Source organism: Micromonospora andamanensis (assembly GCF_016863495.1).
GTDB lineage: Bacteria > Actinomycetota > Actinomycetes > Mycobacteriales > Micromonosporaceae > Micromonospora > Micromonospora andamanensis.
In genome coordinates, this window is the sequence record NZ_BOOZ01000023.1 from 84,486 (window position 1) to 101,958 (window position 17,473).

The 17,473-nt window shown below is 71.5% G+C and carries 17 protein-coding genes; 13 read left to right on the forward strand and 4 right to left on the reverse strand.

The window, feature by feature from the left end:
* Positions 1-354: 354 nt before the first annotated feature.
* The 3 genes from Van01_RS19170 to Van01_RS19180 form a co-directional block, all read right to left on the reverse strand.
* Complete coding sequence (locus tag Van01_RS19170; protein WP_204009073.1) at positions 355-1,449, reverse strand: aminotransferase-like domain-containing protein; 1,095 nt, start codon at positions 1,447-1,449, stop codon at positions 355-357.
* 129 nt (positions 1,450-1,578) lie between these two features.
* Complete coding sequence (locus tag Van01_RS19175) at positions 1,579-2,037, reverse strand: ester cyclase (protein WP_204009075.1); 459 nt, start codon at positions 2,035-2,037, stop codon at positions 1,579-1,581.
* A 131-nt stretch (positions 2,038-2,168) separates the two neighbouring features.
* Positions 2,169-2,561 (reverse strand): CBS domain-containing protein, encoded by a 393-nt coding sequence (locus Van01_RS19180; protein WP_099848568.1) that lies wholly within the window; start codon positions 2,559-2,561, stop codon positions 2,169-2,171.
* A gap of 117 nt (positions 2,562-2,678) precedes the next feature.
* Here Van01_RS19180 and Van01_RS19185 point away from each other — a divergent pair, with 117 nt between their 5' ends.
* The 5 genes from Van01_RS19185 (at position 2,679) to Van01_RS19205 (ending at position 6,459) form a co-directional block, all read left to right on the forward strand.
* The gene (locus Van01_RS19185; RefSeq protein WP_204009077.1) at positions 2,679-3,128 is read left to right on the forward strand and encodes an NUDIX domain-containing protein; all 450 of its coding nucleotides are present in this window, start codon (positions 2,679-2,681) and stop codon (positions 3,126-3,128) included.
* A complete protein-coding gene (locus tag Van01_RS19190) occupies positions 3,125-3,868 on the forward strand; it encodes a hypothetical protein (RefSeq protein WP_204009079.1) in 744 nt (247 codons plus the stop codon). The genes Van01_RS19185 and Van01_RS19190 overlap by 4 nt, the downstream gene beginning before the upstream one ends.
* Positions 3,869-3,972: 104 nt before the next feature.
* Positions 3,973-4,704, forward strand: coding sequence for a phosphocholine cytidylyltransferase family protein (locus tag Van01_RS19195; protein ID WP_204009271.1), 732 nt, complete (start codon positions 3,973-3,975; stop codon positions 4,702-4,704).
* A complete protein-coding gene (locus tag Van01_RS19200) occupies positions 4,692-5,759 on the forward strand; it encodes an iron-containing alcohol dehydrogenase family protein (protein WP_204009081.1) in 1,068 nt (355 codons plus the stop codon). The genes Van01_RS19195 and Van01_RS19200 overlap by 13 nt, the downstream gene beginning before the upstream one ends.
* Positions 5,743-6,459, forward strand: a complete 717-nt coding sequence (locus tag Van01_RS19205; RefSeq protein WP_204009083.1) for a CDP-alcohol phosphatidyltransferase family protein — start codon at positions 5,743-5,745, stop codon at positions 6,457-6,459. The genes Van01_RS19200 and Van01_RS19205 overlap by 17 nt, the downstream gene beginning before the upstream one ends.
* Positions 6,460-6,572: 113 nt before the next feature.
* Here Van01_RS19205 and Van01_RS19210 read toward each other — a convergent pair whose 3' ends face one another.
* A complete protein-coding gene (locus Van01_RS19210) occupies positions 6,573-7,874 on the reverse strand; it encodes a glycosyltransferase family 4 protein (protein WP_204009085.1) in 1,302 nt (433 codons plus the stop codon).
* 24 nt (positions 7,875-7,898) lie between these two features.
* On the opposite strand from Van01_RS19210, the gene Van01_RS19215 reads away from it, so the two are divergent.
* The 8 genes from Van01_RS19215 to Van01_RS19250 all read left to right on the forward strand — a co-directional run bounded on the left by Van01_RS19215 (position 7,899) and on the right by Van01_RS19250 (position 17,422).
* Positions 7,899-8,759 (forward strand): Fpg/Nei family DNA glycosylase, encoded by an 861-nt coding sequence (locus Van01_RS19215; RefSeq protein WP_204009087.1) that lies wholly within the window; start codon positions 7,899-7,901, stop codon positions 8,757-8,759.
* Positions 8,760-9,025: 266 nt separating this feature from the next.
* A complete protein-coding gene (locus tag Van01_RS19220; RefSeq protein WP_204009273.1) occupies positions 9,026-10,597 on the forward strand; it encodes a sugar transferase in 1,572 nt (523 codons plus the stop codon).
* 50 nt (positions 10,598-10,647) lie between these two features.
* Complete coding sequence (locus Van01_RS19225) at positions 10,648-11,874, forward strand: sensor histidine kinase (protein WP_204009089.1); 1,227 nt, start codon at positions 10,648-10,650, stop codon at positions 11,872-11,874.
* A complete protein-coding gene (locus Van01_RS19230; RefSeq protein WP_204009091.1) occupies positions 11,871-12,650 on the forward strand; it encodes a LytR/AlgR family response regulator transcription factor in 780 nt (259 codons plus the stop codon). Before Van01_RS19225 ends, Van01_RS19230 begins: the two co-directional genes overlap by 4 nt.
* Before the next feature lie 101 nt (positions 12,651-12,751).
* A complete protein-coding gene (locus tag Van01_RS19235) occupies positions 12,752-13,198 on the forward strand; it encodes a DUF485 domain-containing protein (RefSeq protein ID WP_239093831.1) in 447 nt (148 codons plus the stop codon).
* A gap of 1 nt (position 13,199) precedes the next feature.
* Positions 13,200-14,840: a sodium/solute symporter gene (locus Van01_RS19240; RefSeq protein WP_204009093.1), complete on the forward strand. Its 1,641-nt coding sequence runs from the start codon at positions 13,200-13,202 to the stop codon at positions 14,838-14,840.
* A gap of 147 nt (positions 14,841-14,987) precedes the next feature.
* Positions 14,988-15,752: an ABC transporter ATP-binding protein gene (locus Van01_RS19245; RefSeq protein WP_204009095.1), complete on the forward strand. Its 765-nt coding sequence runs from the start codon at positions 14,988-14,990 to the stop codon at positions 15,750-15,752.
* Entirely contained in the window at positions 15,737-17,422 is a 1,686-nt protein-coding gene (locus tag Van01_RS19250) for an ABC transporter permease (protein ID WP_204009097.1), read from the forward strand. Before Van01_RS19245 ends, Van01_RS19250 begins: the two co-directional genes overlap by 16 nt.
* Positions 17,423-17,473: the final 51 nt, after the last annotated feature.

Sequence of the window (17,473 nt, forward strand, 5' to 3'; positions counted from 1 at the left end):
GCTGCGTCCGCTCAGTCATCACGCCCTCCCCCCGCCGGCTGCGGCTTGCAGGTTACGCCGCCGCAGCGATCATGGCCGAGCGGCAGGGGTGGCGCCGGACGGACCGGACCGCATCGGGGGGTGAAGGGGCGATCCGGCCCGCCCGGCGCCGTGGGGGCGGGGGGTTGTGCTGGCCGCGTCACACCAGCGCGTGGTCGGCCGGGCCGCACCGGTACCGAAAACGTGACGGGTGCGGCCGCCCCGACTTCCGGTACGCGTGGTGAGTGACGCTCGCAGCATTGTGGGCCCCTGGTCGCTCCAGCGGGAGACCCGGGCCGGCCGGTATCGCCGTTCTGTCGGAAAGCCGACAGAATTTCAGCCCCGCACCGCAGTCATCGCCTCGGCCAGCCGTCGAACGCCCTCGTCGATCCGATCCGCAGTGACCGCCGAGAAGGCCAACCGCAACGCGTGCCGACCACCGTCGATCACGAAATCGCTGCCCTTGACCACCGCGACTCCGCGCTCGGCCGCTGCCGGGGCGAGCCGGTCGACCTCGACGTCCGCCGGCAACTCGACCCAGAGGAAGTAGCCGCCGTCCGGCTCCACGAACCGGGCCTCCGGAATGTGCCGGCGCAGCGACTCGGCGAGCACCGTGGCGCGCTCGCCGAGGGCCGCCCGGACCGTATCGATCGAACGCCCGATGTCCCCCGACACACAGAACTGGTGCACGATGGCCTGCGACACCATGCCGGGAGAGATGTAGAGGCTCGTCGCCCGCTTCGCGATGTCGCCGATCAGGTCCGCCGGGCCGACCAGGTATCCCACCCGGACCCCGGGGCATACGGTCTTGGTGAAGCTGGAGGCGTGCACCACCACGTCGCGGGTGTCCAACGACAGCATCGACGGCAGCGCCTCGCCCCGGAACCTGATGTCCGCGTACGGGTCGTCCTCGAAGATCGTGAAACCGAACTCCGCAGCCAGGTCGAGCAGCTCGCGACGCTTCTCCAGGGACAACGTCACACCGGCCGGGTTCTGGTAGTTCGGGATGACGTGGGCCAGCCGGGGGCGCACCCCGGACTCCAGCAGCTTGCGCAGCTCGGCAGTGTCGAGACCGTCCGGCTGGATCGTGACGGCGTGCAGCTCACTGCCCATGTTCCGCAGATTGAGCAGGGTGCGGTCGTAGGTGGGACGCTCCACCACCACCGCGTCACCGGGTCGGACCAGGTGATCGAAGAGGAAGGCGTCGGCCTGCAACGAGCCATTCGTGACCAGCACCTGCTCCGCCGCGACGCCATGCTTCTCGGCGATCCACTTCCGGAGCGGGAGGTAACCGACGGAGGTGCCGTACGCGGTCACCCCGGCGGGGTCGGCGTCGAAGGCGCGGACGGCGGCGGCCTTGAGCCCCTCGACATCGACGATGTCCAACGAGGGGGCGCCACGGGCAAAGGAGATCAGCTGCTCGGCGGTCATGGCTGTTCAGCGTACGGGCGGTGGTGGGCCGTACGCGGACGGCACGGCGATGTCCGCATCCTGAGCCACCGGGTCGGGTGAACGGCTGCGTCCCGGTGGACCACCCGCTCGCACCGGCTGTGTGGCAGATCAGGCGGGCAGGCTCACCGGTTCGTCCATCGGCCGTCGCGAGGTCCCCGCCACCCGAAGGCCGAGGAGAGTCATCAACTGTCCCCAGTCGAAGTAGGACCGCCAGCCGGCGATCCGGCCCCGGCGCACCCGCACCACATCCACCACCTCCCAGGAGACGTCCCGTCCGGTGGGCGCGACGGTGCCGAAGGGGGTGTGCAGCACACCTGTGTGGGTGCCGGTCAGCAGGTGCTCGACAGCCGCGCCACCGGCGGTACGTACCGCGCCGAGCGGATCGACGCGCAGGTCGGGAAAGGCGCCGGTCCAGGTACGCAGCAGGGCCGGCAACTCGGTAGGACGCACCGTCACGCCGGGCATGGCGTAACGGGCGTCCGTCGCGTACAGCTCCGGCAGGCGGGCCACGTCCCGCCGTAGGAGCATCTCGTACTGCTGCTGGATCAACCAGTCCGCGCCGCGCATCACGCCTCCCCGCGGGGCGCGATCCGCCCGCGCCCACACCAGGGCAGTACCCGCCGACCAGACCGACCAACCAGGGACGATTCGGCCGACGACATGGCCAGCCGGGCGACAGCCCGGCTGACGACGTGGCGTCAGCCGGTGCCGACCATCCGGTTGGCCGCCCACACCCGCATGATGTCGCGTACCGAGATGACGCCGGCGACCTCACGACCGTCGAGCACCACGAGGTGCCGGAAGCCGCCCCGGGCCATCGCCGCCGCCGCTTCCTCGATCGTCCACTCCGGCCCCGCGTAGACGACGTCCCAGGTCAGGTGGGCCCCCGTCCGTTCGACATCGCAGTCAAGACCAGCTCCGATCGCGTTGAGCACGTCGCGCTCGGTCATGATCCCGATGCCCTCGGAATCCGGATCGATCACCACCGCCGACCCGATGCCGCGCTCCGACATCATCCGCGCCGCCTGGCGGAGCGTGTGCTCCGGACCGACCACGAGGATCTCGCTGGACATGGCTTCCCGAACCTGCATGACACATCACCCCTTTGGGACGGCTGCACCCGGTTACCCGCAATGGTGAGCCCCGTAGGTTTCCAGGACAAGACCGGACATCGTCGCGGCGGGACGGTCGCGGCTACTGTTCTTGACGTGTCCACCGAGCCGCTGCGCTGCGCGGGAGCGCTGATCGTCGCCCCCGACGGACGCCTGTTCTTCCAACGCCGCTCGCCGCACCGGCGGCTCTTCCCCAACTGCTGGGACATCGTCGGCGGCCACCTCGAACCGGGCGAGTCGGTGACCGAGGCGCTGCATCGGGAGGTCACCGAGGAGACCGGCTGGCGGGTGTCCGAGGTGCTCGCAGAGATCGGTGAGTACCAGTACGTCGGCGACGACGGCCTGGCCCGGATCGAGAGCGACTGGCTGGTCCGGGTCGACGGAGACCTGGCGGCACCCGTGCTGGAGGAGGGCAAGCACACCGAGTACCGCTGGCTCGGCCCGGAAGACCTCGACCTGCTGGACGAGCACCGTGACGTCAACGACGGACTGGTCCGGCACCTCGCCGAGCGGGCCTTCGCCATGCTGCGGTCCATCGGTTCGTGAGCGACACGATAGGTCTTTCTCCGCACCGGTACGCGGCGTTGGTGGCACCTGCCGTGGACCGGGTCTTCATCGCGGCCATGCAGGCCGGTCGGCACGGTGGCGGGGCCGAGCTGAGCCAGCGGTACGGCGGACCGCCGGCCACCGGCTTCCTGGTGGAACTGCGCACCCGGCTGGCCGCAGCAGGTGGCACCGTCGAGGGCACGGGGTTCGCCGCGGTGACCCGCTACCGCGACCCGGTCGCCTGCCGGCGCAGTCTTGACCGGCACGTCGCGTACGGCATGATCCACCGCCGGCCGGACGGCGGGCTGACCGCCACCGAGCGGGGCACGGCCTTCCTCGCCGAGTTGTACCAGGTGCACGCCGAGGTGACCGACGAGTTGTGGGCCGGCCACCACGACCGGGTACGGCGACTGGTGCAGGTCGCCGGCCGGCTGCTGGCCGTCGCGCACGGTGGCCGGGCGTTCCAGGCGGTGGCGCCCCCGTACGAGCCGGACGGCACCCCACCCGGTGTGCTGCTGCTCAACCGGCTCGGCGCCCTGCGGTACCACCGTGCCGACGCGCACGCCGACGCCTGGCAGGCCGCCGGGCACACCGCGACCAGCATCGTGGCGCTGCCCGACGGACCGCAGCACCAGGCCATCGAGCTGGAGACCGACCGCCGAGCGGCCGGGCCGTACACCGTGCTGACCGCCGAGGAGCGGCTGACGATGCTCGCCGACCTGGCGGCGCTGCCCGGCTGACCGATGCTCCCGCCGGCCGTTGGCCGACTGACCGGGCGCAGCGCTGTCCCGGGCGGCGCTATCCTCCTTCGGTGAACGCCGCGAGAACAGAAACTGATGCCGGCATGGTCGGAATGGTGCTGGCAGCTGGCGCCGGCCGCCGGTTGCGCCCGTACACCGACACGCTGCCCAAGGCCCTGGTGCCGGTGGATGGCGAGATCACCATCCTCGACATCGCGCTGCGCAACCTGGCCGAGGTGGGGCTCACCGAGGTCGTGGTGGTGGTCGGTTACGCCGCTGACGCGGTCCGGGAACGGCAGGCCGACCTGGAGCGCCGGTACGGCGTCACGATCACCCTGGTCGCCAACGACAAGGCCGAGGAGTGGAACAACGCTTACTCCCTCTGGCTGGCGCGTGACTGGTTCTCCCGGGGCGTCCTGCTGGTCAACGGGGACACCGTGCACCCGGTGAGCATCGAGAAGACCCTGCTGGCCGAGCGGGGGCCCGGCGTGCTGCTGGCGATCGACACCCTCAAGCCCCTGGCCGAGGAGGAGATGAAGACCACCTTCGACGCCGCCGGCCAGCTCACCCGGATCACCAAGCTGATGGACCCGGGCGAGGCGTACGGCGAGTACATCGGGGCCACTCTCATCGAGCCGCAGGTGGCCGAGGCGCTCGCCGACGCCCTGGAGGCGACCTGGCGACGCGATCCGAACCTGTACTACGAGGACGGGTACCAGGAGTTCGCCGACCGGGGCGGCGAGGTCCGGGCCGCGCCGATCGGCGACGTGGCGTGGGTCGAGGTCGACAACCACGCCGACCTGACCCGGGCGCGGGAGATCGCGTGCCGTTACTAGCCCGTACCGTCGCGACGCCGCTGTCGATCGAGGTCCGCCGGGGCGCGGTGGCCGACCTCGGCACGCTGCTGGCCGACCGCCGGATCTCCAGCGGCGGCGACGTCGCGGTGGTGGTCGGCCCCGGTCAGGGCGAGAAGATCGTCGAGCTGTGTCGGCCGTCGCTCGGGTCGGCCGACGTGTTCACCGTCGCCGGTGGCACCGTCGACTCCGCGAACGAGCTCGGCGACCAGTTGCGTCGCCGCAGCTACGACGCAGTCGTCGGGATCGGCGGCGGCAAGACGATCGACACCGCCAAGTACGCCGCCACCCGCTACGGCATCCCGATGGTCACCGTGGCGACAAGCCTCGCCAACGACGGGATCGCGTCTCCGGTGGCGTCGCTGACCCACGAGGGCGGCAAAGGCTCGTACGGGGTGCACATCCCGATCGCCGTACTTGTCGATCTCGACTTCGTGGAGAACGGACCGGACCGGCAGACCCAGGCCGGCATCGGCGACGCGGTGAGCAATCTCAGCGCCTGCGCCGACTGGGAGCTGGCCCACGAGGTTCGCGGTGAGCCGATCGACGGCCTGGCTGTGACGCTGGCCCGCACCGGGGCGGAGGCGTTGGTCAACCATCCCGGAAAGATCACCGACGACGGGTTCCTGACCACGCTCGCCGAGGCTCTGATCCTGGGCGGCATCTCGATGTCGATATGCGGTTCCAGCCGGCCGGCGAGCGGCGGTGACCACGAGATCTCGCACGCCATCGACCGCCTCTTCCCCGGCACCGCCTCGCATGGGGAGCAGGTCGGGCTGGGCGCGCTGTTCTGCACCTTCCTCCGGGGCGACCTGGAACGGTTCGGTCAGCTCGCCCGCTGCCTGCACCGGCACGGGCTGTCCACCCGACCGGCCGATCTCGGGCTCACCGACGACCAGTTCGTCGAGGCGGTGGCCTTCGCCCCGCACACCCGGCCCGACCGCTACACGATCCTCGAACACCTGGCGCTGTCCGCCGATGACCTTCGTACCCGGCTGGGAGACTACGTTGACGCCCTTCGTGAGCACCTTGGCTGAGCCGTCCCACCCCACGGTCGCCGACTTCCACCGGGTGAACCGGGGCGGTGGCCTGTTCAGCGAGTCGGTAAGCCAGTGGATCGGCGCGGTCTTCGCGCTCGTCGCCCAGCGTCTCGGGCTCCGGCCGACCGCGCTGACCATCACCAACCTGCTGCTCGGGCTGGCCACCTCGGTCACCGTGGTGGCCCTCGCCGGTCCGGTCGCCGCCGGGGACGTGCCGGCAGTGGTGGTCGGGCTCGTCGCGCTCGTCGGCTGGCAGATCGCGTACGCCCTGGACTGCGCCGACGGTCAACTGGCCCGGGTGACCGGGCAGGGCAGCGCGGCCGGTGCCCGGGTCGACGTGCTCTGTGACGTGGCCGCCCAGATCGCACTGGTCGCTGCCCTGTCAGCCACCGCCCTGGCGCAGCAGCCGGAGACGCCTACCTGGTTGGTGGCGGCGTTCGCCGGCACCTGGATGGTCAACCTGGTCACCTCGGTCATGCAGGCCGGTCCGAACGCCGCCAGCATGGTCACCTCCACCAGCCTGCCGGTACGCCTGGTCAAGCTGGTCCGCGACTACGGTGCGGTCATCTTCGTGGCCGCCCTGGTGCTGGCGTTCGCTCCGGCGCTCACCCTCTGGGTCATGATCGCCTTCACCGCAGTCAACGGCGGCTTCCTCCTGGCCAGCATCGCCTTCTCCGCCCGCGCCAGCCTCCGCTGACCACGAGCCGTCGTCGATCTTGGACGAATTCAGCCCCTCAGGGGGCCGTTTCAGTCCAAGGTCTATCCACGGCTCGGCGGGTGGGATAGGCCCGTTTCGGCGGAACGGGTCGATCAAGAGCGGGTGAGGGAGGCGTAGATGTCGAGGAGGCGCTTGGTGACCAGGTCGGGGTGGAAGGTGCGCTCGTAGCGGGACCGAGCGGGGGCGGAGAGTGCGGCGGCCCCCGCCGCAGCCGTCGGCAGCGCGGCGGCCAGCGCGGCCGGCTCCGGAGGCACCACCCAACCGGCCTCACCGACCACGATCCCGGCCGGCAGTGCGCCCGCTCCGGCGCCCTCGACCCGGCCACCGGAACCCGCCGGGCCACCCGGACCGGCCGGGGCGGGCGCTGAGGCGACAGCGGCCGGGCCGGTGCCGGCGGGCTCCCGAGGGGTGTCCGCGCCAACCAGGTAGGGAATGCCGCCGAGTGCGGTGCCGAGCACCGGCCGGCCGCTGGCCAACGCCTCGATGATCACGGTCGGCAGCACGTCGTGCCAGGTGGACGTCGCCAGCACCACGGCGCTGTCGGCAAGCGCCTGCCGGACGCCGGCCCGGTCCAGCGGGCCGAGGTAGGCGACGTCGGAGCGCTCTGCCGCCACCGCTTCGACAAGCGGGCGCAGTTCACCGTCTCCGGCGACGCGGAGCGGGCCCAGGGCGCCGTCCGGGTGTCGCCGCCAGGCCTCCATCAGCAGGTCGAGGCCCTTCTCGGGAGAGAGCCGGCCGAGGAACAGGAAACCCTGGCCCAGCGGTGCGGGCGCGCCCGGGTCGGGAATTCCGTTCGGCTTCACGACGATTCGCGAATCGGGGATGCCGTAGTCGCGCAGGTGATCGGCGACCGCTGTGGTCAGCGCGATGAACCTGTCCACCGACTTCCAGGTGCCCCGGTGCACGGCCAGCGTGGTGGCCATCAGCGCGCTCTGCGCCCGCGACCCCCGGTAGCAGCGATGCACCACCGCCGGCACACCCAGTGCCCGGCCCCGGCAGTCCTGGCAGATCATGCCGTCCCGGAAGTACAGCCCCGACGAGCAGACCTGGCGGTAGTTGTGCACCGTCTGCACCACGGGCACGCCGTGCCGGTGCGCGGTCCGCACCACCCAGGGCGACAGCAGGGGGTACGGATTGTGCAGGTGCAGCACGTCCGGGCGGTGCTCGGCGAGCAGGCGGCCCAGCTCCTGCTGGGCGCGGGGCGCGTAGATCGGGGAGATCGGTAGCAGCGCCTTCGCCGCCTTCGGCATCGACGGGATCTCGTCGGAGCTGCGCAGGAACGGCAGCACCTCCACCCCGGCGGCGGTGAGCTGGGCGATCTCCGCGTCGACGATTGTGTTCTCGCCGGAAGGCTGAGCTTCCCGATACCGGTTGTGCGCCACCACGATTCTCACGGGAAAGAAGGCTACCGTTGGACGATGCCCGAACTACCGGAGGTGGAGGCGCTCGCCGGTTACCTGCGACAGCGCGCGGTGGGCCGGCGTGTCGACCGTCTGGAGGTCGCCGCGATAAGCGCCCTGAAGACGTACGACCCGGCGCCGACAGTGGTCGGGGGCCGGGCGGTGACCGACGCCCGGCGGCACGGCAAGTTCCTCGACGTGGTCTTCGACGGCGGTCTGCACCTGGTGGTCCACCTGGCCCGCGCCGGCTGGCTGCACTACCGGGAGGCGTTCGCCTCGACCGTTCCGTTACGGCCGGGCAAGGGACCGATAGCGATCCGGGTACGCCTCGACGACGGCTCCGGCTTCGACCTGACCGAGGCCGGTACGCAGAAGAAACTCGCCGCCTACCTGGTGACGAACCCGCAGGCGGTGCCAGGGGTGGCCAAGCTCGGGCCGGACGCGCTCTCGGCCGACCTCGCCACCTTCGCCAGCGCGCTGCGTGGCCGCCGGGGCCAGGTCAAGGGGGTGCTCACCGACCAGTCGGTGCTCGGCGGGGTCGGCAACGCGTACTCCGACGAGATCCTGCACGCCGCGAAGCTCTCGCCGTTCGCGTTGACCGACCGGCTGACCGACGACCAGATGGCGACCCTGCACGCGGCGACCCGCCGGGTGCTCGGTGACGCGGTGACCCGGTCGCTGGGGCAGCGGGCCGCGGAGTTGAAGGGCGAGAAGCGCTCGGGGCTCAAGGTGCACGCGCGGACCGGGCTGCCCTGTCCGGTCTGCGGCGACACGGTCCGGGAGGTCTCGTTCGCCGACTCCAGCCTCCAGTACTGCCCCACCTGCCAGACCGGCGGAAAGCCCCTTGCTGACCGACGGTTGTCCCGACTCGTACGGTGAGTAACACCACTCGCTGATTACGGAGCGGAATCGGACGCGCGGTGCGCAACCACCGGTCCGGCGCTCTACCCGGGCCGCCATCCATCGGTATAGTGGCCCGGTCCCCGGCCTCCGAATGGCATGAGGCCGGCCAGATCCCAGGCGGTAGGTGGCCGCCGCGCAATGTCCCTCGGGTCGGCGACGGAACGGAACTCGCGTGGGAAACTGGAACGGTGGGCGACCCGGGCGGTCACGGCGAGTGAACGCGACGGGTCATGCGGGAGGACATGGGTGAGGTGACGGCTAGCCTCCAGCGCCCGGTGACCAACGAAGGCCGGAGCAGACTCGTGCGGCACGTCGACAGCTTCGAGATCCAGCCGCCGAACCCGCCGTCCCCGAACGGCGTACCCCGATCGGCGTGGGCCCGCGCCCGACGGCGCGTGTCGCGCTGGCACCGGCCCTACACCGCGATCCTGCTGCTGCTCGACTTCGCCGCGGCGGCCTTCGCCAGCTACACCGCGATCCGCACCTTCGATCAGGCCACAGCCGGTTTCCACGAGGCGCAGAACGACCCGACCTGGTTCTACACCGTCGCGTTCCTGCTGCTGCCGCTCGGCTGGCTGGTCATCCTCTGGTTCAACGGCGCGTACGACAGGCGCTGTCTCGGACTCGGGCCGGACGAGTTCAAGCGGGTGATCCGGGCCGGGGTGACCGTCTGCGCGGCGGTGTCCTTCCTCGCCTTCGCCACCAAGACCGATCTGTCCCGGTTCACCGTCGGCACGGCGCTGCTGCTGGCGCTGCTGCTGATCCTGCTGGGCCGGATCCTGGCCCGCTTCGTGCTGCACACCGTCCGGCGCAACATCCAGCAGGCGGCGCACCGGATGGTGCTTGTCGGCACCCTGCCGGAGTGCCTGGAGGTGTACACGGCTGTCACCCGCACCCCGGCCGCCGGGCTCGTCCCGGTGGCCATCCACATCACCGACGGGTACGCGGCGGCCAAGGGCGTGCAGACCCCGGTGCCGGTGTACGCGGGCCGCGACGTGCTGGCCCTGGTGCGCGAGGTGGGCGCGGACACCATCGCGGTCTGTGGCTCCGCCAGCGCCGAGCCCGGCGAGCTGCGCCGGCTGGCCTGGCAGCTGGAGGGCTCCGGCGTCGACCTGGTGGTTGCCCCGCAGCTGACCGACATCGCCGGTCCCCGGGTGCACATCCGCCCGATCGAGGGCCTGCCGCTGCTGCACGTCGAGGAGCCCACGCTGTCCGGGCCGGCGCTGCTGGCCAAGAACATGATGGACCGGGTCGCCGCCGGGCTCGGGCTGCTCGCGCTGATCCCGGTCTTCGTCGCGATCGCCATCGCGATCCGGATCTCCGACCCGGGTCCGGTGTTCTTCCGGCAACCCCGGGTGGGGCACGAGGGGCGCACGTTCCGGGTGTGGAAGTTCCGGACCATGTACGTCGACGCGGAGGACCGGCTGGCCAGTCTGGTCGACCAGAACGAGACCGACGGCATGCTGTTCAAGATGAAGCAGGATCCCCGGGTCTTCCCGGTGGGCCGCTTCCTGCGTGCCTCGTCGCTTGACGAGCTGCCGCAGCTGATAAACGTGCTCAAGGGTGAGATGTCGCTTGTCGGGCCGCGTCCGCTGCCGGCCGACGACGGTGACTTCCTGGGTGATGTGCGGCGTCGACTGCTGGTCCGTCCCGGTATGACCGGGTTGTGGCAGGTGTCGGGCCGCTCCGACCTCTCCTGGGACGAGGCCGTCCGGCTGGACCTGTACTACGTCGACAACTGGTCGCTCGCGTACGACCTGAGCATCCTGTGGCGCACTGTGGGTGTGGTGGTGGCGCGCAAGGGCGCGTACTGACCGGCGCCCACCCCTTTCCCGCAGCGCCCCCAACCAGCAGGATCATCGACGTGGGTGGCAACATCTCCGCCGTGATCGGCGTTTTCTCCCTGGTCAGTGTGCTGGCCGGGGCGCTGTACGCGGTCGGCCGGCTGCGTGGGCGACGCGGCATCGCCACGCCCGGGCAGCGGGCCACGTACGAGGTGCTGCACACCGCCGGGCTGGCGGCCGAGCCGCTGCGGGCCGGCCTGAACCCGGCTGGCGCGGCGAAGGCCGCCCGCCACCTGCGCACCCTGGTCGGCGCGGATGGGCTGGCGCTCACCGACACCGACGACCTGCTGGCGCTGGACGGACGCGGCGCGCACCACCGGGAGCAGTTGCGGACCGCCGCCCGTCGGGTGATCGCGTCAGAGCGGTCCACCGTGCTGGGTGAGGCGGAGCTGACCTGCGACCGGATCGACTGCCCGGTCCGGGGTGCGGTGGTGGCCCCGCTGGGTGGGGCGTCAGGCCGGATCGCGGGTGCGCTTGTCGCCGTCACCGACGGCGCACCGGCACCCGGTCTGGTCCAGGCCGCCCTGGAGACCGCCCACTGGGCCGGTAGCCAGGTGGCGCTGGCGGAGCTGGACTCGTCCCGGGAACGGTTGGCCCGGGCCGAGGTGCGCGCGTTGCGTGCCCAGATCAGCCCGCACTTCATCTACAACGCGCTCACCGCCATCGGTTCCTTCGTCCGGACCGATCCCGAGCGCGCCCGGGAGCTGATCCTGGAGTTCGCCGAGTTCACCAGGTACTCGTTCCGGGCGCACGGCGAGTTCACCACGTTGGCGGAGGAACTGCGCTCGATCGACCGCTACCTGACCATCGAGCGGGCCCGGTTCGGCGACCGGCTTCAGGTGCGGCTTCAGATCGCCCCCGAGGTGCTGCCGGTGACCCTGCCGTTCCTGTGCCTCCAACCTCTCGTCGAGAACGCGGTACGCCACGGGTTGTCGCGCAAGCCGGGCACGGGCATGGTGAGCATCGAGGCCCGGGATGCGGGCGCGGAATGCCACATAACGGTGGAGGACGACGGAGTGGGGATGGATCCGGCCACGCTTACCGCGGGAATCGCCGAGCTGGCCGGGTCCACCGGCGACCCGGGGGACGATCCGGGCCAGCACGTCGGGCTGTCGAACGTCGACGAGCGCCTGCGGTCGGTCTTCGGCGACGGCTTCGGCCTGGTCGTCGAGACAGGCGTCGGCTCGGGTACGAAGGTGAGCATGCGGGTGCCGAAGTTCCACCCCGGCGTACGGGCGGGCTCGTGACCGGCACCGGCCCGGCACCCGGCACCGGCTTCCTGCGGGTGTTGGCTGTCGACGACGAACCACCGGCGCTCGACGAGCTGGCGTACCACCTGCGGGCCGACCCACGGGTGGCCCGGCTGCACACGGCCGGTGACGCCACCGAGGCGTTGCGGGTGCTCCGCGACGACGACGTGGACGTGGTCTTCCTGGACATCCGGATGCCCGGCCTGGACGGCATGGAACTGGCTCGGGTGCTGCGCCGCTTCGCCCGGCCGCCGGCGATCGTCTTCGTGACCGCGTACGACGACGGGGCGGCGGACGCCTTCGACATGGGCGCCACCGACTACGTGCGCAAGCCGGTACGCGCGGAGCGGCTGGCCGAGGCGCTGCGCCGGGTGGTCGGCTCGCGGGTGGTGCCCACCCATCCCGCCGCGCTGGCCCGGGCCGAGGAGGACCCCACCATCCCGGTGGAACTGGCCGGCACCACCCGGATGCTGCCCCGGTCGGCGGTGCGGTGGGTCGAGGCGCAGGGCGACTACGCCCGACTGCACACCGCCGACAGGTCGCACCTGGTGCGGGTGTCGCTGGCGACGCTCGCCGAGCGGTGGGCCGACGCCGGGTTCGTCCGGATCCACCGCTCGTACCTGGTACAGCTGCGGCTGATCGCCGAACTCCGCCTGGTCAACTCCGGCTACGTGGTGGTCATCGACGGCACGGAGCTGCCGGTGAGCCGCCGACACACCCGGGAGCTGAAGGACAAGCTGGTCCGGGCCGCCAAGCAGGAGTGGAGCCGCTGATCGGCGGCGTCGTCCACCGGGTTGTCCACAGCTCCGACCCGTTGTCCACATGTTGTCCACAGCCCTCTTGACATTCCCGTCCGGCAGACGAGACTGCCGGGATGGCCGCCGAGGATGCACTGCCAGCACCCCGCCGACCCGATCCGGCCGGGGCCTCCGACGGGCCCGTCGGTTCCGGACCTCCCGCGCGTACCCGGGTGGTGTTGGCCGAGGTGTCCCGTCGGCCGCACTGGCCCGCCGGCACCCACACCGAACTCACCCAGCAGACCCGGGTCGGTGAGGCACTCGTCCGCGGTCTGGTCCGCGCTCAGCTGGCGCTGGCCCTGCAACTGTCGGCGGTGGTGATGGTCGGGCTGGGCGGGCTGCCCTGGCTGTTCGCCATCGCCCCCTCGGTCGGCCGGATGACGGTGCTCGGCGTCAACCTGCCGTGGTTGCTGCTCGGGGTGCTCTCCTTCCCGTTCCTGGTCGCCGTCGGGTGGACGTACGTCCGGCTGGCCGAGCGCAACGAGCAGGACTTCACCGACCTGGTCCAGCGGCCGGAGCGCTGACGTGGGCAACGATTTCGTCGTACCGGCGATCGTGGCGGTCACCCTGGTCACCGTTGCCATCGGCTTCTACGGGCTGCGGCTGGCCCGCACCACCTCCGACTTCCTGGTCGCCTCCCGGGTGGTCAGCCCCACCTGGAACGCTGCCGCGATCGGCGGCGAGTACCTGTCGGCCGCGAGCTTCCTCGGCGTCGCCGGGTTGATCCTCAAGTACGGCGTGGACGTGCTCTGGTATCCGGTCGGGTTCGCTGCCGGCTATCTCGCACTTCTGCTGTTCGTGGCCGCGCCGCTGCGCCGCTCCGGCGCGTTCACCCTGCCCGACTTCTGCGAGCTGCGACTCGGCTCCCGCCGGCTACGGACGCTTGCCACCATTTTCGTGATCTTCATCGGTTGGCTCTACCTGGTGCCGCAGCTCCAGGGCGCCGGCCTGACGCTGGCCACCCTGGCCGGTTCCCCGTACCCGGTCGGCGCGCTCGTGGTGGCCGCCGTCGTGACCGCGAACGTGGCGCTGGGTGGGATGCGGGCGGTCACCTTCGTGCAGGCGTTCCAGTACTGGCTCAAACTGACCGCGCTGGCCGTACCGGCGATCTTCCTGGCCCTGCAGTGGCAGGCCGACGGGCGATCCGCGGTGACCCCACCGGACGGCTCCACCTTCCGGACCGCGACCACAGTCGTGGTCGAGCAGCGGGCGGTGCTCACCCTCGCCGACGGCCAGACCGTTGAGGTACGCCCCGGCGACGAGCTGAGCTTCGCCGAGGGGGAACCGGTCCCGGAGGTCTCCGGCGTGGCGAACGGGGCCACCGACTGGCTGCTGCCCAGCGCCGCGGGTTCCGACGACCGAGGGCTGTTCGGCACGTACTCGCTGATCCTGGCCACCTTCCTGGGCACCATGGGGTTGCCGCACGTCCTGGTGCGCTTCTACACCAACCCCGACGGGGCCTCGGCCCGCCGGACCACCCTCGTGGTGCTGGCCCTGGTCGGGGTCTTCTACCTGTTACCCACGATCTACGGCGTGCTGGGCCGGATCTACACACCGCAACTGCTGGTCACCGGGCAGACCGACGCGGTGGTGGTGCTGCTGCCCGAGGCGGCGCTCGGCGCCGGCACCACCGGACGCCTGCTGGCCGCGCTCGTCGCCGCCGGGGCGTTCGCGGCGTTCCTGTCCACCTCGTCCGGGCTGCTCACGAGCGTCGCCGGCGTGATCTCCACAGACGTGCTCGGTCGGGGCTCGGTGCGCGGCTTCCGGCTGGCCACGGTGATCGCCGGAGTGGTACCGACGGTTCTCGCTCTCAACGTCTCGGGGATGGACGTCTCGCAGGTGGTGGGGCTGGCGTTCGCGGTCGCCGCATCCAGCTTCTGTCCGCTGCTGGTGCTCGGCATCTGGTGGCGGGGCCTGACCGACGCGGGCGCCGCCGCCGGGATCCTCGTCGGCGGCGGCGCCGCCGTGACGTCGGTCCTGATCACCGTCCTCGGCCCGGGCCTGACCGGCTGGCCGGCCACCCTCATCGCCCAGCCGGCCGCCTGGACGGTGCCGCTGGCCTTCACCGTGATGATCGCGGTCTCCCTCGCCACCCGGCGTCGCGCTCCGGCCGACATCGGCCGCACGATGCTCCGACTGCACGCTCCCGACGCCCTGCGCTCATGAGTGACGGCCCGGTGCCGACGCGGGTGCCGGCTCACTCGTCGGTCGTGCTCCCGGCCCGGTCCAGCTCCGGTGTCCGACTCGGGGATGACCTGTGGATCCTCCTCCGGTCGGGCGGCGGGCTGGTCGGAACCGGATACGGTCGGGCGCATGACTGGTGAGCATCCGGCACTGGAGCTACGCGGCCTGGCCAAGAGCTTCGACGGCAAGGTCGCGGTGGCTGGCGTGGATCTCGACGTCCCGGCCGGCTCCTTCTACGGGCTGCTCGGCCCGAACGGTGCCGGCAAGACCACCACCCTGTCGATGGCGGTCGGGCTGCTGCGGCCTGACGCCGGCGGCGCCCGGGTACTCGGCCAGGACGTGTGGGCCGACCCGGTCACCGCGAAGCAGATGCTCGGCGTCCTGCCGGACGGGGTACGCCTGTTCGACAGGCTCAGCGGGGGCGAGCTGCTGGCGTACCACGGGCTGCTGCGCGGCATGGACCCGGCGGTGGTCGACAAGCGGTCGGCGGAGCTGCTCGACGTGCTGGCCCTCGCCGACGCCGGCCGGACCATGGTGGTGGACTACTCCGCCGGCATGAAGAAGAAGATCGGTCTGGCCTGCGCGCTGTTGCACGGGCCCCGGCTGCTCGTACTGGACGAACCGTTCGAGGCGGTCGACCCGGTCTCGGCGGCGCTGATCCGGGACATTCTCCAGCGGTACGTGGCCGGCGGCGGGACTGTGATCTTCTCCAGCCACGTGATGGAGGTGGTGCAACGGCTCTGCTCGCACGTGGCGATCCTCGCCGGGGGCACCATCAAACGGGTCGGCACGCTTGAGCAGGTACGCGGCGACCGCTCGCTGGAAGACGTCTTCGTCGAGGTGGTCGGCGGACGTACCGCCACGGGTGAGGAGCTGGCGTGGCTGTCCCGGTGACCGCACCGGCCGAGCAGGCGCGGCAGGTGTCGGCGCGTCACTTCGTCCGGCTCAAGCTGCGGGTGATGGCCAACAACTTCCGTGGTCAGGGCTGGCGGGTGGCGCTGTTCCTGGTCGGCTCGCTTATCGGGCTCTGGTTCGCGGTCGGCGCCTTCTTCGGCCTGGCGGCTCCCGGGCTGATCGGCGACGACAAATACGCGCTGATGATCGCCGCCTTCGCCGGCGGGCTGACGGTGCTCGGTTGGCTGCTGCTGCCCCTGGTCTTCTTCGGCGTCGACGAGACCCTCGACCCGGCCCGTTTCGCGCTGCTGCCACTGTCCCGACGCACCCTGGTGACCGGGTTGTTCGCGGCTGCGCTGGTGAGTGTGCCCGCGATCGCCGTGCTGCTGGCGCTCTCCGGCCTGGTGGTCACCGCAGGCGTCTTCGGCGGCTGGTCGGCCGCCCTGGTCAGCGCCGTCGGGGTGGTCTGCGGGCTGCTGCTCTGCGTCGCCGGTGCCCGTGCGGTGACAAGCGCATTCGCTTCCATGCTCCGCTCCCGCCGGGTTCGTGACCTGGCCGCTGTCCTGCTCGCGGTGGTCGCCGCGCTGCTCGGTCCGTTGCAGATCGCCGGCCTGGCCGCGATCCAGGACACCAACTGGGACCGGCTCGGCGGCCTGGCGACGGTGATCGGCTGGACCCCCCTCGGTGCCCCGTGGACGGCCGGCATCGACGTGGCGCAGGGCCGGGCCTGGGCCGCACCCGTGAAGCTGCTGATCACCGTGGCGACGATCGTCGCGCTGCTGGCCTGGTGGTCGCGCTCGCTGGAGTCGGCGATGGTGGGGGCGGCCACCGCCGGCCCGGCCAGGGCAAGGCCCAGGCTCACCGGCGGTGTGGTGGCCCAGCTCTTCCCCCGGGCCGCGGGTTGGCTGCGCCGCGACCGGTTCGGCGCCCTGGTCGCCCGGGAGGCCCGCTACTGGTGGCGGGACGCGCGACGACGCGCCAACCTGATCACCATCGCGGTGGTCGGTCTCTTCGTGCCGGTGATGGTCAACTTTGGTGGCTTCACGTTCGACAGCGAACAGGGCTTCAGCGCTGCCGGGAACTCCTCGCCGGTCCTGGTCAGCCTCTCGATGCTCTTCGTCGGGCTGCTCGCCGCGGTGACCCTGGCCAACCAGTTCGGCTTCGACGGCAGCGCGTACGCGGCAAACGTGGTGGCCGGCGTGCCGGGGCGGCTTGAGCTGCGCGCCCGGATCACCGCGTTCTCGCTGTACGTGCTGCCGATGCTGGCCGTGGTCGCCGTGGTGATCGCGATCGTGATCGGCGAGCCGACGTGGATCGGGTTCATGGCGGGTGCCCTGGTCGCCACCTACGGTGCCGGGCTGGCGGTCAACTCGTTCGTCTCGGTGCTGGGCGCGTACTCGCTGCCGGAGACGAGCAACCCGTTCGCGATGAACAGCGGTGCCGGGGTGGTGAAGGGGATGCTGACGCTGCTGGCCATGGTGGCCACCGGCGCGCTCGCCACACCGATGGTGCTCGCCGCGGCACTGCTCGGCGACGCCTGGCTCTGGCTGGGTCTGCCGCTGGGCGTGGCGTACGGCGTGGGCGCGGCGCTGCTCGGCGCGTACCTGGCCGGCGACGTGCTGGACCGCCGCCAACCCGAACTCCTCGCCCTGGTCACCCCTCGCCGCTGACGGCGGTGCGCCGGCCACGCCGACTCTCCGGCGGCGCACCGCGTCGAGGTT